Here is a 14,210-nt window from a genome sequence, read left to right on the forward strand (position 1 = left end):
ATCTTTACAACTATCTTATTCCTTTACGATTCCGAGCTTCTTTGCCTCATCCGATACTGCCTTGGCAACGACCTTTGCCACTCTCTCATCAAAAGCACCCGGAATGATATACTCCTCATTTAATTCCTCATCTGTTACGATCGAAGCAATTGCCTTGGCTGCCGCAATCTTCATCTCCTCTGTGATTGCCTTTGCCTTCGCATCCAGCGCACCACGGAAAATACCAGGGAATACAAGCACGTTGTTGATCTGGTTTGGATAATCAGAACGACCGGTTGCCATCACGCGCACGCCGCCCTTCTTTGCTTCCTCTGGCATGATCTCCGGTGTTGGATTTGCCATTGCGAATACGATTGGATCGTTTGCCATCGATGCGACCATCTCTGCAGTTACAATATTCGGTGCAGACACACCGATAAAGACATCCTTGCCCTTCATGATCTCAGCAAGCGCCCCAGTCTGCTTATCTTTATTTGTCACCTCTGCCATCGCTGCTTGTGCCGGATTCATCCAGTCCTCACCCGGACAAAGTGCTCCGTTTTTATCGACCAGTACAACATTCCCGATACCGAGTGCGAGCAACAGCTTGCAGATAGAAATACCTGCGGAACCAGCTCCATTGATCACAACATTTGCCTTATCAAATGGCTTTCCAACCAGCTTCAATGCATTGATCAATCCTGCCGATACAACAATCGCTGTACCATGCTGATCATCATGGAATACCGGAATATCCAGCTCTTCCTTCAGACGGCTCTCAATCTCAAAACAACGTGGAGCAGAAATATCCTCCAGATTGATACCACCGAATACCGGTGCGATCCGCTTTACTGTTTCCACGATCTCATCGACATCTTTTGTATCCAGACAGATTGGAAATGCATCCACGCCTGCAAACCGTTTGAACAGCACAGACTTTCCTTCCATAACTGGAATCGCAGCCTCCGGTCCGATGTCGCCAAGTCCAAGTACAGCCGTACCATCGGATACAACAGCAACGGTATTTGCCTTGCAGGTATATTTGTATACGTCAGCCGGATTCGCATGAATCTTACGGCATGGCTCTGCAACACCTGGTGTATAAGCGGTGCTTAAGTCATCGCGGTCATTGATTGCGACCTTGGAGACAACCTCCAGCTTTCCGTGATTTTCTTCATGCATCTTCAAGCTCATCTGATTATAGTCCATCTTTGTTTCCCTCGGCTTTCTTATTTCATTTATTTTAGTTCATCTTTACATGATCAATTTCGTCATTGCAGTTTTTGATTGACTCTTTTGCAGCGTCAATCTTCTCTACCAACGGCGAAAATTCCGGATCCATCTGCGCACCCTCTTTTACCTTATTGTAGAAGATCTCACCGATTGCCTCATATGTCTCCTTGATATTTGCCTTTTCCTTGCTGATCTTTGCTTTCAGCTTTGTAACCTCCACTGCGTCACCAGCTTCACTCTTCACTGTCTTTACAAAATCCTTAAATGCCATTTTCATACCCTCCTACACTTTTTCTATTTTACTAACAGGTACTGCCTGTCTTTTTATACAACTTCAAACCATACATCTGTCCAAACAGATTTACCACTGCACAAACCAGATTTGCAATCAGCACATACAGGTAAATCGTATAAAGTCCGATCTGCTTATGCATCTCCACTCTGGAGAACATATTGGCGATATCTCCGGTCTTCGAATGTCCAATCAAATAAAGCACCAGTGTTGCTACCGCCAGTATCGTCATCGCAACGGAGATTGGGAAGAGTGGTTTCTTCTTTGGATTGATTGCTGTTACCGTACCTACCAGAGATAACACCACTTGTACCGCCATCAGCAGTCCCATCACATACAGAAAGATGCGGATCGATGGACTGAAATCCGCCGCAACCAGATTATCGCTCAAAAGCACGATATCGGTCTGAGTCTCATCATACAGAGTCTGCAGAATATAATAAAATCCTCTTGCTGCTACAATCATCGCAACCACTGCGGAAGCAGCTGCCATAATCGTCATGATCATAGACATGCCGGAATAGAAATTCATCTTCACATCTGCGGCTGTCTCCGGCTGCGCGTTCTTTGCTTCTACTGGTTTCGGTTCTGGCTTTTTCTCTGCCTGCGGCTGTTTTGGCTGCGCCTTCTCCTGTGCCTGTCTCAGCTCCTTTTTTTCCTGTTGTCTTTCTTTTTTGCTCTTACTCATCTTCTCCATCTCCTCATATATCTACCATTTTTACATCATGTCAAACAAACTGAGCTGTGTTCCAATCGTCTTATTCTTATACTCCCGCGTGAACCGAAGCAGTTCTTCCTTATCATACTGGATTCCATGCGCCTCGCAGGTCTCACGGATGCACGCCATAATCTCGGTATAATTTTTTGTCTTCAATGTCTTCTCGTCTGCGTAAACTGCCTCATACTGATCGTAGATATCCGGGAAATTCTTATAGAGCTGCTGATAAAACCGCTCCCGGTTTCCCTCTCTTAAAACCGGACACATTTTGTCCGTCAGGATTCCATATACGCCCGCTTTCACACAGTACGACAACAACCCCTGTATGTTCTCCATGTCATCATTGATAAACGGCAGGATTGGTGCCAGGTTGACGATCACTGTGATGCCCCGCTCCGTGAGCTGCTGCATCAGCGAAAACCGCTCTGATGGAAGCGACGTTCCAGGCTCTAACTTTTTCGCGAGCGAATCATCATAGGTACTCAGCCGCACGATCACGATGCATTTGGTCTTACGGTTGATCTTATCTAAGATATCAATATCCCGCAGTGCAAGCATTGAATGTGTATGTAATACCAATCCAAAATCAAACCGCTCGATCTGGTTCAGACACCGCCGCACCAGTTGCAATTCCTCTTCGAGCGGAATATACGGCTCCGACGAAGAACCGATCTGTATCATGCTCCTTGTCCGCTTTTTCTTCAATGCATACTCCAGCATATCCACAGCATGGGCTTTTACCTCGATATCTTCAAATTCGTGATCCATCCGGTGGCAGGTACTGCGTGCATCGCAGAACACACACGAATAACTGCATCCCCGATAGATATTCAGACCATTCTGCGGAGATAAAATTGCTTTTACTTCCTTGTAATGCATAACTTATCCTCTGTCTTTCCCTACTATATAAAATCGAAGCTCACCTGTTCATATTCAAGATCCTGATAAACAAGTTCCTCCTGCTCGACTTTGCTTGTATAATCGACAACTACGGTCAGCTGCTTTCCGCCTGCCATCTGTTGTCCTAAAATATAATTGACATCGAATCGTCCGGTGATTGCTGGTGTTGCCCCACGTGCCGGCACGATCAGCTGTACATGATTTGCCGCAAGCAATGCGAAGATCGGCTCCCAAATATACACATCCTTCGCCGCACCAAACGGGTTATCAATAAAGATCGTCTTTGTTCCTGTATCCTCATTTCCAATCCGGTACATACCGGAAATGTAATTGATGATGGAAATCAGGAATTGGATATAAATACCCTGCGACTGTCCGGTACTTCCAACGGCCTCCTCGTATTTCAGATAACGGCTCTGTTCTTTGATTCTTTCCCGCTTATACAGACTCAGCTTGATCGCATTCATATCGGTTACAATCACACTGAACAATTTCTTTAAAGTCAAACTGTTCCGAATAAATTTCATCCGGTCGCGATCCTGCTCATAATCATCTGCCTGTGCCACGATGCGGTCTACATAATCCGACATCCGCTGTTTCAAAAACTCATCCTTCACATATGGCACCTGTAAGCCTACCATCTGGATCACTTCATCCTCCATGATAATCCGGGAAAGCTTCGGTAATTTATCCAGCTCCGTCCGCACATCCAAACACCGTTGCAGGCACTGCTCCTCGAAGTTTGCTTTGAGCCCCTCCATATCGGTCAGACTCTTCTCCACACGGTCACGTTCCAGACGCACATATCCAACCATAGACTCCAGATTGTCCACCAATGCCTTTGCCTCTGCATAATTCTCTGGAATCCGCACATCGTCCCGGATCGTTCCCGCAAGCTCATACGCATGCATCTCATCAAACGCCTGTGCCGTATTGCCCTTAAATTTGAGCAGCTCATTTTTCGCACGGTCAAGCTGTTTGCATGTCCGGTCGAAATTCATAAGCTGGGATTCAAACATCTCCCGTAATGTCTCTTTATCCTCTAACATCGGTGTCGCATCTTCCAGACTGATCTCATGTGTCGTTACGATCCGCTTGACATCCTTATACAGATCTGTCATATACCGCTGCCGTTTCTCATAGGTACGATACTCTTCGTCGCACGCCTTTGCTTCCGCCTCCAGCCGTGCCAGCAATGTCTGCCCGCTTTCAAGACTGGCAATGATCTCTGACTCACTTGCATCCACTTCCTCGTAAGAACCATATCCATTCTGGATATTCTCGATTGCATATTGAATGCTTCCATCTAACTTATCTGCTTTGGAGCGGATCTCGGAAAGCTGCCGTTCCTCTTTCTTTAACTGTTCCTTCGTCTGTGCAATATTCTCCCGGCATACGGTAAGCACCGCATCATCCGAGAAATACAGCAGATTCCGGCTTTCCAGATCTGCCAGTTCTTTAAAATCAACACCTCTGCGCTCGATTGATTTTCTGGATTTTTCCATCGAAGCAAGCAATGTGGCGATCACGAGCTGCTTATCTTCCATCGCACGCATATCGCCGCGGTTCTCATCAACCATTGTCCGGAATCTCGCCCGTAAATCCTCATCCGAAATCGTTAATACTTCGTATTCCTGATCGACATTATAATAAGACTCATAATTATCTTTCCATTCACGTACAAGCGTATCCAGCTGTTCCTGCATGAAACGTATTTTCGCTTCTGTTTGCTCTGTATCAAGCCGGCTGTCTCCGCCCTGTGCCACGAACGATGCTTTCTGTTCTTCCAGACGCTCCAGTGCCTTTTCTGCCTCTGCCTGCCGCTGTTCCTGTGTAGCAATCACAGAGGTTAACTGCTCCACGGTATATAACCGGTTCACATCCTGTATGCATGCTTCGTATTCCTGCTTACAATTTTCCTGTTTTTCTTTCGATGCCGCAATCTTCTTGCGGATTATTTCGAGCTCATCCATGCATGCGGTAAGCTGCGTCTCTAATTCCGTCGCCGTCTTTCTTGCATCTGCCAGACGTTTTCCTGCCTCCAACAGATCCCGGTCAGACAGACGGATTAAAAATGCCTGATCCTCCCGGTATGCAGAAAGCATCTCCTCCTGCATGGCAAGCTGATCGCCAATCTCTTTTTCCCGCTGCCGCTCCTTTGCGACCAGTGTGCTGATCGTCTCGGCATCCAGCAGATACTCCGGTGTTGCCGACACCGCAAACACATTGTCTCCGAGATGCATCGCCATCTCTTCCATCCGGTCACGGTCGTAAATATAGACTGGAACTTCGCCTGTATCAATTGTGCGGATATTCGGATCTTCTGCCAGGGTATCGTAGTCCTCTGCCACAATCCCATAAACAAGCTGTGGATTTGCTGAAAGTACCGCCGCCTGCTTGTCCGCCGGCAGAGCCGATACATAATCCATTCCGTACATAGCTGCACTTCCATGCCGTGTCTCAATATAATCCAATACCTTCTTGGCAGCCTCGGATACTCCGATCAATCTGCCCTCCGCCAGTCGCTCCGCATTCTTGGCGCATTCCACACCCTGCTTTTTCAGTGCCTCTATCTTGAGCACCGCATCACGGATACGATCTGCCAGCACATCCGACAGTGCTTCCATCTCGGATGCCCCGTAAATTGTCTGTATCTTATGCAGTTTTTCTGCTGCTTCCTCAAATGCCTGTTCCTTCGTCAGAAGCTCCGCAAGCTGCTTCTCATTTTCTGCCTGCTGCAAGCGAAGCTGCATCAGCCGTTCCTTCTGCGCTTCTTCCTGTTTCCTGCAATCTGCGACAAGCGCTTCCTCCTGTGTCTGCTGTTCCTGCAAAGATGCCAGTAACTCTTTGGACTCTGCAAGCTGCTCATCCACTTTCGTAAACCGGATCTCATTCATCTCCATACGGATTGCGGAAAGCTGTTCGGATAACTGCCGGATCTGCGTCTCAGCCTCCTGCTTGCTATGCTCATACACTGCCTGCTGCACCTGCATCTCAGCAAGCATCTTCTCATTATATTTCTGCTTTGCGACCTCACGCTTTAATTCTTCCGTATCGGCTACAATCTGGTTGCGCAGGTTCGTCATCTGCACATCCATGCGCATCTTTATATTATAGGCATAGGTATATAACTGTGTCTCATCAAAGGCTGACGCATTCATCTGCGCCTTTACCCACGCCTCCAGTTCATCCTTTTTCCTGCGGTCATCCACATATTCGAGATACTCGTTAATACTCTCTTTTTTTGCGAACTCCGCCTGCTCAGTCTCCAGACGGCTCTGTTCCATTTCAAGCTGTTTTTCCGCCTGTTTAATCTGTCCGTAAAGCTGTTCGAGATATCGTTTATCCCGTGCAACCTTCAGGCATTCCATCCGTTTTCTCTGGTCGTCCTTTGCCGCACGCTTCCCATTGCGCGTCTGCTCCAGCTTTTCCAGCGTCTCGGCATCATTTTTTACAAACTCTTCTCCAGTCACGCAGATATCCGCCAGAAGCTTCTCCATATTCGTCTGCTCCTGATACAGACTCATAAATGACGCGACTTTATCCCGCAGCACCTCGATCAGCTCCGCCTGATGGTCATAGCTTGTAATATCCTTTTTCTTCTTAGCAAGGATCGTAAGCTGCTCCTTGATATCCATGAGCATCTTCGCCATTGTGTCAGAATCCTCGCCGTCACGCATCGTCTTTACTGCATACGCTTTCTCGATGATGCCCTCGATCAGCAGATCCTCCACGACCTTTCGCGTCGTCTTATAATTCGTCTCGAAGTAGGTACGCACATGCCCCTCGGTCTTATTGATTCCTCGGATGATCTCCCACTGGCTCTCATGCAGACCATATCCGCTGATAAACCGCTGGTATTCACCCTTCCGGTCAAAGATGCAGACCTTCAGTGACATATCACGATGTTCTAACTCTTTCAGATAATTCCGCAATCCCTGAAACGTGATGCGCTCTTTGTCCTTCGACAACGGCAGATTGATAATATCATTTTTATTGTACTCCCGGTAGAAAATACAGTAATTGAAATACTCAATCGCTGCCACATCCTTCTTCGCCGTCTCGCCCTCGACATCCTTCGCTTTGCGCGCGCAGAATCCCGTCGTCATATAGCGATAGCCTTCCTTGCGATCCTGCTCGTCCAACTTCCATTCGACGAGAGAATGGATGGTTGTATTTCCATTTCCGGTACGAAACAGCTTTTCAATCGGCTGTTTCTCATCGAGTGTACAGTTTGGAATCATGTTCTGCATCAAAAGCAGCATCAGCACACTCTTTCCACCACCATTTGCCAGATCGTACAAAGTGTTCTTTCCATACATCCGCATGGTAAAATCATCGTAGTACTGCGTTCCAAAATTATATTTTACATTGTTGACACGAATACGGTTGATACTAGGCATTTGTCTCTCCTCCCAGTACTTTGTAGATTTTTCCTTTGTACTCCTCGAAATAGTTCTCCACGATCGCATGAAAACGGTCAGTTGGATAATAGCGGTCTTCCACCGCGATAAATAATTTCTGTTCCTGTAAGAAATTAAACGTCAGTTTCACATATCCGGTACGGGACGCACGGCTGGCACGGTTCTTGTCCTTCTCATCTGAAGTCACAAGTGGAAGCTCATCCCACAAAAGCGCCAGTGACTTGAAACTGTCCGCTTCCACATCACTCATGGAATACACAGACAGATCCTTTGTAATTGACGCAAGATACGTTGTTACCTGCTCTAAAATATCTTCGAGCCGCACATATTCCTTCACCTGATACGATGCGGAATCCTGATAGAACAGTAACAGGAAATTGTACATGATAAAATATACCATATACAGCTCCCGGTTTAACCGTAGCCCAAGCAGACGCTTCATATCATCGTTTGTATATCCAAACACGCGGTTTCCCTCACCGGCAGTCAGATAGACCGCATCCTGATATTCATATAAATTCAAATTCAGTTTTTTCATCATCTTGGTTACAATGTCGTACACAGCAGCATTTGCATAAAATTCTTCATACAGATCCCGTGTGTCCGGATTGCTTCTGGAGATTTCCTGCCCGGTAATCAACGCGGCATATACATCCAATGCTTTTTCCAGATTTCGCTGTTCCATTACTCGGCTGCCTCCCTTTCAAAATTCATATCCGTTACCACAAACGGCTCGACGGCTTCTATATCCTGCATCTGTGGTTTGATCTCTACCTCATCCGTTCCAAATGTGATTGTGAATCGAATATCTCGAATGCGTTCCTTTTCTTCCTCTGTCAGATGTTCGACGACCATCTCTTCTAACATCGTTTCCTGCTTCTCGAGCATTTCATCAACCCGATACGACCGCTTCCCGGATAAATGTACCAGGAACGCATAGTAATCGCGGTTTGTATAGATTTCCTCGCCAAATTTTATTTCAAGGATTCCATTGTATTCCTTCAAGGTAACACGATTCCACTTCTTCAACTGATCGCAGAGCTCGTAGAACAGGTGGGCGAAGTTTCGTCCGATCTTCTCCTCCAGAATCTCGTCCTCATACTTGAAATCTGGTGTCAGTTCCCGCTTTTCAATCTTCTCTGTCTCCTGCTTCTCATCACTTCGAAGCGTCAGGATATTGTCGATGTTCCGCATCGTGAAATACTTATCCATCCGCGGCGCAAACAGCGGTTCCAGCACATGTGCCAGCAGATCCGGCTGATCCAGCTTCATGATCGTATTTAACGCCTGCTTAAAATCAAAGACTGGTCTTAATTTCCGTAATTTCGCCCGGTTGATGATCTGATCGGACAACTGTGACAGCTCGGTTGTCTCACCGATCAGGCGGCTATGATTGTAGATTGTTTTCTTTAACTCTGTCTCCAACTGGCTGATCTCCGAGAGTGCCTTCGAATGCAGGGTCGGTGAACCTCCATCGGTATCGCGTTCAAACTCTGCCTTTTCAATCGCCTTATCGACCAGCGCCTTGTTCTTCACAAATAATTTCTGCTCTTCGGTAAACCACTTTGCCGTCGTGTCCATGAAATGTTCATACGCCTTTGCACCCTCGAACACATCCACTCCAAGCAGCTTTACGACCTGCTCCTTCTGCTCAATCAGCGAGATCACCTGACTGTTGATCCGACGAACCACATCGATACCGCCCTTGAAGTTGTTCGCATTGATCATCTTCTCAAGCAACAACTGGGATACATTGATCTTGCTCTCGTCTTTGATTTCCTTCGTATCCAGATAGAACTCAATGCCCTCTGGCGTAATCGTATAATAAACCGTCCCCTGCGCGATATGACTGTCAATCAGCTTCACGCGTGCGACCTTGTTTTCCCGCACTTCCGGATCATAGAAATGAAACTCAAACGCCCGCCCGTCATTTTTAATCTTATCAAAAATATAGGAGATCAGTTCGCGCAGCTCTACCAGTTCCTCTTCCAGCTTGAAATCCCGCGTCAGAAGTTCCCGCAGGAAATCCTCATATTCTTCATACGTGACGTCCTTTTCGTGGAAATTGTTTTCATTGATGAAAAACCGCAAGGACGCCATCGTGATATATCCCATATCTAAAAACGCATACTTACCTTCCTTGTACTGTGTAAAAGTCGTCTCATTCAACACGAAAAACGGATAGTACTTTTTCAGATTCTGCATCCGCGCACTATGTTCTGCAATTATATCGTTGATCATTACGTGTTTTAAAGCCATGCGTTTTCTCCTGGTTCGGCAGTAGTTTACATAAATGGGCATACTGCCGCATAATTATAATAATTATAATACATGCAGACACAGGAAACAAGAGAAATACAGAAGAAAAACGTTGAAAAAAGTCGCCCTACATGATGTAGAGCGACTCGCATCTAGTCTTTTTTAAAGAAGTTACTTATTAAGCCTTACCAACAGATCCGAAAAGTTCCATCTTCTCTTTTACTGTTGCCTTGATAGCTTCTGCACCAGGTGCAAGGAGCTTACGTGGATCAAATCCCTTACCCTCGAGATCCTTACCAGCTTCAATGTACTTTCTTGTAGCTTCCTGGAATGAAAGCTGACACTCTGTATTTACGTTGATCTTAGATACACCAAGTGTAATTGCCTTCTTGATCATATCAGCAGGAATACCTGTACCACCGTGAAGTACGAGAGGCATAATGCCTGTCTTCTGCTGGATAGCATCCAATGTCTCGAAAGAAAGTCCCTTCCAGTTTGCCGGATACTTACCATGGATATTACCGATACCTGCAGCAAGCATGTCTACGCCAAGATCAGCGATTGTCTTACATTCTTCAGGATCTGCACACTCACCCATACCTACAACGCCGTCTTCTTCTCCACCGATAGAACCAACTTCACACTCGATAGAAAGACCAAGCTGATGAGCTACGTTTACGAGCTCTGTAGACTTAGCAAGGTTCTCTTCGAATGGATAGTGAGAACCATCAAACATGATAGATGTGAAACCAGCCTTGATACACTTATAACATCCTTCGTATGTTCCATGATCCAAATGAAGTGCTACTGGAACTGTGATTCCAAGTTCCTCGTCCATAGCCTTAACCATAGCTGCAACTGTCTTGAATCCTGTCATATACTTTCCGGCACCCTCAGATACACCAAGGATAACTGGGGAGTTTAATTCCTGTGCTGTTAAAAGAATTGACTTTGTCCACTCAAGGTTATTGATGTTGAACTGACCAACTGCATAATGACCAGCTTTAGCCTTTTTCAACATTTCTGTAGCTGAAACTAACATTTGTAATTCCTCCATTTTTCTTTAATTTTATCCTAGATAAGCATATTATACTATACTATCCGAAAAAATAAAAGACTATTGCTTACAATAATCTAAAAATTTCTCTTTGATTTCTTCCCGGTCTTTTCCCATAACCAGAGAAAGCTCACTGTATAAGCCCTCCTCGGCGAGCTTCATATACCGTTCATCAGTTACCGTCACTTTCTTGCCATGTGACTCACGCTCTTCTTTCCGGATCAGAAGTGCCTTGATTACCTTGACACACTGGCGCAGATCACAGCTTTTCATTGCCTTTTTGTAACTGTCATCCCGCATCCGCTCACTCTCTACCTGCAATGGTTCGATTTCCTTGACCTCTTCCATCAAAGCTGCCGCCTCATCGGCTGTGATCACACTCCGAAGCACAACCCGGCTATTGTCTGTCGGGCAAAACAACCGACTGTCCCTTGTCTTTTCCGGCACTAACACATAATACAATTTGTCTTCATCAATTCCCGCTATATCCGGATGTGTGATCTCCTCCACCCGGCATATACCATTGCTTCCATATACGATATAATCGCCTACATGAAACACTCTCTCGCCTCCATCTTTCTATTAAACCCTCTTATATTCTACCTATTTATAATATCACTTTTTCAGGCAAATCGTAAGTCGGTTTTTCTGAATCTCCAGATTTTCAGCACTTTTGCAAAGATAGTTTCCTATTTTTTTGTGTTTTTTCACAATAGTATGCTACAAATTTTACAATTTTTGAAAATTATGTTGAATTTTCGGTTAAAATGTCGATAATGAAATTATAAGGGTCGTGGTTTGTTTTATGGAACAAGGGGGAATTTTCTTTGCGAAAAAATATAGGATTGCTAATCAATGATTTGAATACTCCATTTACATCGGAGGCAGTCAAAGGTGCCGAGCTTGGCGCACGTGCCATCGATGCAAATATGTATATCTTTCCGGGTATGTATCTTGATAATACCCTTATTTCTGATGACCATTTACAGTACGAATATCAGTATAATACCCTGTTCCAGTTTGCAAATGATAATCACCTGGATATTTTATATATTATGATGGGACTGATCGGTTGTCGTATTGATCTTGACGCCCGCCGCAGATTCCTTGCACAATTTCTTGGAATTCCGGTTGTCATCCTCTACACCGATATGCCAGGGTATCCATCTATGATTTTTGATAATCAGGGCGCCTTCATGCAGGGCATCCGGCATCTGATCGTCGATCACGGTGCGAAGAACATCGGTTACGTCAGCGGTCCAAAGACCAATATTGACGCGATGGAACGTCTGAATGCCTATCGCAAGGTTCTGGAAGAACAGAATATTCCATATAACGAAAACTATGTTGTCTATGGCAATTTCGAGGATAGTAGTGAAAAGCTGATCGGAGCTTTCGTCTCAACCCATCCGGAATTAGATGCCGTCGTATTTGCAAATGATGAAATGGCAAAAGGCGGATATCGTGTATTTGCCAAGCTTGGACTGAAGGTCGGCAAGGACATCTTAGCAATCGGCTTTGATAATGCGCCTTACGCGTCCACATTAAATCCACCTCTCACAACCGTCGAGGCAAACGCAGCTGAGCTTGCATACAAGGCAATCCTCCATATGGCGGATTTCTTAGATGAGAATACAGCACCTGTCGCACAGCGTGTTGCAACCCATTATATTCACCGCTGCTCCTGTGGCTGTGCGAACTACGATTATGATTCTCTGGCAGCAAAACTGCAATTGGTTGGACTTCTCGACGAGAAGAAACGTCCAGAGATTCTGAAACATATTATGAACTATCTGTTCAGCACTTACGCTGACACAAACATCATCCTCCAGTTAAAGGATGACCTGTCCGTATTTTTCCGTCTGATCTGCGATCTGACAACATCAAACGATATTGCATCAGATCGAATGGATGTCCAGACATTGTTCACACAGATTATCGAACAGCCGATTTTCTCCTATACTTCGGTAGAGCTTTTTGTGAATCTGCTGTTCTCCTTACAATTTGTATTGGAGCGTCAGATTGAAGATCCAGAGAAGCGGATTACGTTCGTCGATGTCTTTTCATCGATGTATCAGCAGCTTTCCATCTCCAACTTCCGTACCTACCAGAAGCAGTACGGCAGTATGGCACAGATCACACATCTGGTGGACGAAATCAGCGCAAACCTGTCACAATCCAGACTGATGGATCTTCCATTTGAATCCATCCTGAAAAATATGAGTGCGATTGGTATCCACTCTTCGTTCTTATATACGTTCAAACAGCCGATCAATCATCCACACGACACAGTATTCCGCAAACCGGATTCGCTGTTGTTACGTGCCTATACGATTGAAAACCAGTCCTTCGGTGTACCGAAGAACGAACAGCTTGTAACAATTAACAGCATTTTCAACAACACAAAGATGCAGCAGGATAAACGGAGAACTTACATCCTTGCACCGCTGTTCTCACAGGAACAGTTGCTTGGTCTGATTGTCTGTGATACGGAGCTTGATTATTTCAATATGGTTCCATCCCTTGGCATCCATATTTCTGCCGCGTTAAAGACGATGCTTTTGTTAGAACAGCAGAAAGAAATCAGTGAACATCTGCAACAAAACTTAGAGCAGATGTCCAAGCATAATCTGATCTTAAAGGAGATCTCCAAGACCGATCAGCTGACCGGCTTATACAACCGCTGGGGATTCTTAGACTACGTCAAGACGATCATTGAGAATCCGATGAACCAGAACCGAGAGGTACTTGTTCTCTATGCAGACATGGACAACCTGAAGATGATCAACGATAAATACGGGCACGACGAAGGTGATTTTGCCCTCCGGGAAATCGGTATGATTTTAAAAGAAGCATTCCGAAATACCGATGTTATCTCCCGCTTCGGCGGAGACGAGTTTGTAGCTTTCGCACTGCTTGGTATTCCAAACTACGAAAAGATCATGAAGCATCGTATCGCAGAAATCACAGAACGCCATAATCAGATGGTTCAAAAGCCATACCGGATTGAGATGAGTATCGGTATCTGTGAAGTTGCCTGTACAAAAGATCTGGATATCGAAGAGGTGTTGGAACAGGCAGATAAAAAACTGTACATCGAAAAGAAAGCGAAGAAAGAAAAGCAAAAAAAGTAGAGCCAACCGCTCTACTTTTTCTTTATTCCTCTACAAATCCACGGAAGCCTTTTTCCACAACACGTCTTGGAATCATCACCATATGTCCACAAGTCTGGCACTTCAACCGGAAATCCATGCCAACACGCTGGATCTCCCATGTATTTCCACCACACGGATGCGGCTTCTTCATTCGAATGATCTGTCCAATCTGAAAATCCATTTATTATAACCT

At 45.4% G+C, this 14,210-nt stretch carries 11 protein-coding genes; 1 reads left to right on the forward strand and 10 read right to left on the reverse strand.

What is annotated here, in order from left to right; all coding sequences use genetic code 11:
• Positions 1–15: 15 nt before the first annotated feature.
• The 9 genes from AAAT93_RS11755 to AAAT93_RS11795 form a co-directional block, all read right to left on the reverse strand.
• Entirely contained in the window at positions 16–1,188 is a 1,173-nt protein-coding gene (locus AAAT93_RS11755) for an NAD(P)-dependent malic enzyme (protein ID WP_021984392.1), read from the reverse strand.
• Positions 1,189–1,222: 34 nt separating this feature from the next.
• Positions 1,223–1,483: a hypothetical protein gene (locus tag AAAT93_RS11760; RefSeq protein WP_021984393.1), complete on the reverse strand. Its 261-nt coding sequence runs from the start codon at positions 1,481–1,483 to the stop codon at positions 1,223–1,225.
• Positions 1,484–1,514: 31 nt separating this feature from the next.
• Positions 1,515–2,192, reverse strand: coding sequence for a hypothetical protein (locus AAAT93_RS11765; protein WP_117780293.1), 678 nt, complete (start codon positions 2,190–2,192; stop codon positions 1,515–1,517).
• Between the two features lie 30 nt (positions 2,193–2,222).
• Complete coding sequence (locus AAAT93_RS11770; protein WP_021984395.1) at positions 2,223–3,101, reverse strand: SPL family radical SAM protein; 879 nt, start codon at positions 3,099–3,101, stop codon at positions 2,223–2,225.
• 23 nt (positions 3,102–3,124) lie between these two features.
• Positions 3,125–7,525: a hypothetical protein gene (locus AAAT93_RS11775; RefSeq protein WP_227573445.1), complete on the reverse strand. Its 4,401-nt coding sequence runs from the start codon at positions 7,523–7,525 to the stop codon at positions 3,125–3,127.
• The gene (locus AAAT93_RS11780) at positions 7,518–8,231 is read right to left on the reverse strand and encodes a DUF6063 family protein (protein ID WP_021984397.1); all 714 of its coding nucleotides are present in this window, start codon (positions 8,229–8,231) and stop codon (positions 7,518–7,520) included. The genes AAAT93_RS11775 and AAAT93_RS11780 overlap by 8 nt, the downstream gene beginning before the upstream one ends.
• On the reverse strand, positions 8,231–9,805 hold the full coding sequence (locus AAAT93_RS11785; protein WP_021984398.1) for a hypothetical protein: 1,575 nt from the start codon (positions 9,803–9,805) through the stop codon (positions 8,231–8,233). The genes AAAT93_RS11780 and AAAT93_RS11785 overlap by 1 nt, the downstream gene beginning before the upstream one ends.
• Positions 9,806–9,983: 178 nt before the next feature.
• Entirely contained in the window at positions 9,984–10,847 is an 864-nt protein-coding gene (fba, locus tag AAAT93_RS11790) for a class II fructose-1,6-bisphosphate aldolase (protein ID WP_117780290.1), read from the reverse strand.
• 75 nt (positions 10,848–10,922) lie between these two features.
• Positions 10,923–11,423: a CarD family transcriptional regulator gene (locus tag AAAT93_RS11795; protein ID WP_021984400.1), complete on the reverse strand. Its 501-nt coding sequence runs from the start codon at positions 11,421–11,423 to the stop codon at positions 10,923–10,925.
• Positions 11,424–11,689: 266 nt separating this feature from the next.
• On the opposite strand from AAAT93_RS11795, the gene AAAT93_RS11800 reads away from it, so the two are divergent.
• Positions 11,690–13,996 carry a GGDEF domain-containing protein gene (locus AAAT93_RS11800; protein ID WP_227573446.1) on the forward strand — a complete coding sequence of 769 codons (2,307 nt, stop codon included), beginning with the start codon at positions 11,690–11,692 and terminating at the stop codon, positions 13,994–13,996.
• A 22-nt stretch (positions 13,997–14,018) separates the two neighbouring features.
• Here the strand turns inward: AAAT93_RS11800 and AAAT93_RS11805 are convergent, their stop codons facing one another.
• The gene (locus AAAT93_RS11805; RefSeq protein WP_117780289.1) at positions 14,019–14,198 is read right to left on the reverse strand and encodes a DUF951 domain-containing protein; all 180 of its coding nucleotides are present in this window, start codon (positions 14,196–14,198) and stop codon (positions 14,019–14,021) included.
• Positions 14,199–14,210: the final 12 nt, after the last annotated feature.

The sequence above is a fragment of the Coprococcus hominis (ex Arizal et al. 2022) genome (assembly GCF_040094675.1).
Lineage (GTDB): Bacteria > Bacillota > Clostridia > Lachnospirales > Lachnospiraceae > Coprococcus_C > Coprococcus_C hominis.

Bases quoted from the DNA above. Each gene is read 5' to 3' on its own strand.
- AAAT93_RS11775 (WP_227573445.1), bottom strand. From the start codon at position 7,525: ATGCCTAGTATCAACCGTATTCGTGTCAACAATGTAAAATATAATTTT.
- AAAT93_RS11785 (WP_021984398.1), bottom strand. From the start codon at position 9,805: ATGGCTTTAAAACACGTAATGATCAACGATATAATTGCAGAACATAGT.
- AAAT93_RS11765 (WP_117780293.1), bottom strand. From the start codon at position 2,192: ATGAGTAAGAGCAAAAAAGAAAGACAACAGGAAAAAAAGGAGCTGAGA.
- AAAT93_RS11770 (WP_021984395.1), bottom strand. From the start codon at position 3,101: ATGCATTACAAGGAAGTAAAAGCAATTTTATCTCCGCAGAATGGTCTG.
- fba (WP_117780290.1), bottom strand. From the start codon at position 10,847: ATGTTAGTTTCAGCTACAGAAATGTTGAAAAAGGCTAAAGCTGGTCAT.
- AAAT93_RS11805 (WP_117780289.1), bottom strand. From the start codon at position 14,198: ATGGATTTTCAGATTGGACAGATCATTCGAATGAAGAAGCCGCATCCG.
- AAAT93_RS11760 (WP_021984393.1), bottom strand. From the start codon at position 1,483: ATGGCATTTAAGGATTTTGTAAAGACAGTGAAGAGTGAAGCTGGTGAC.
- AAAT93_RS11755 (WP_021984392.1), bottom strand. From the start codon at position 1,188: ATGGACTATAATCAGATGAGCTTGAAGATGCATGAAGAAAATCACGGA.
- AAAT93_RS11780 (WP_021984397.1), bottom strand. From the start codon at position 8,231: ATGGAACAGCGAAATCTGGAAAAAGCATTGGATGTATATGCCGCGTTG.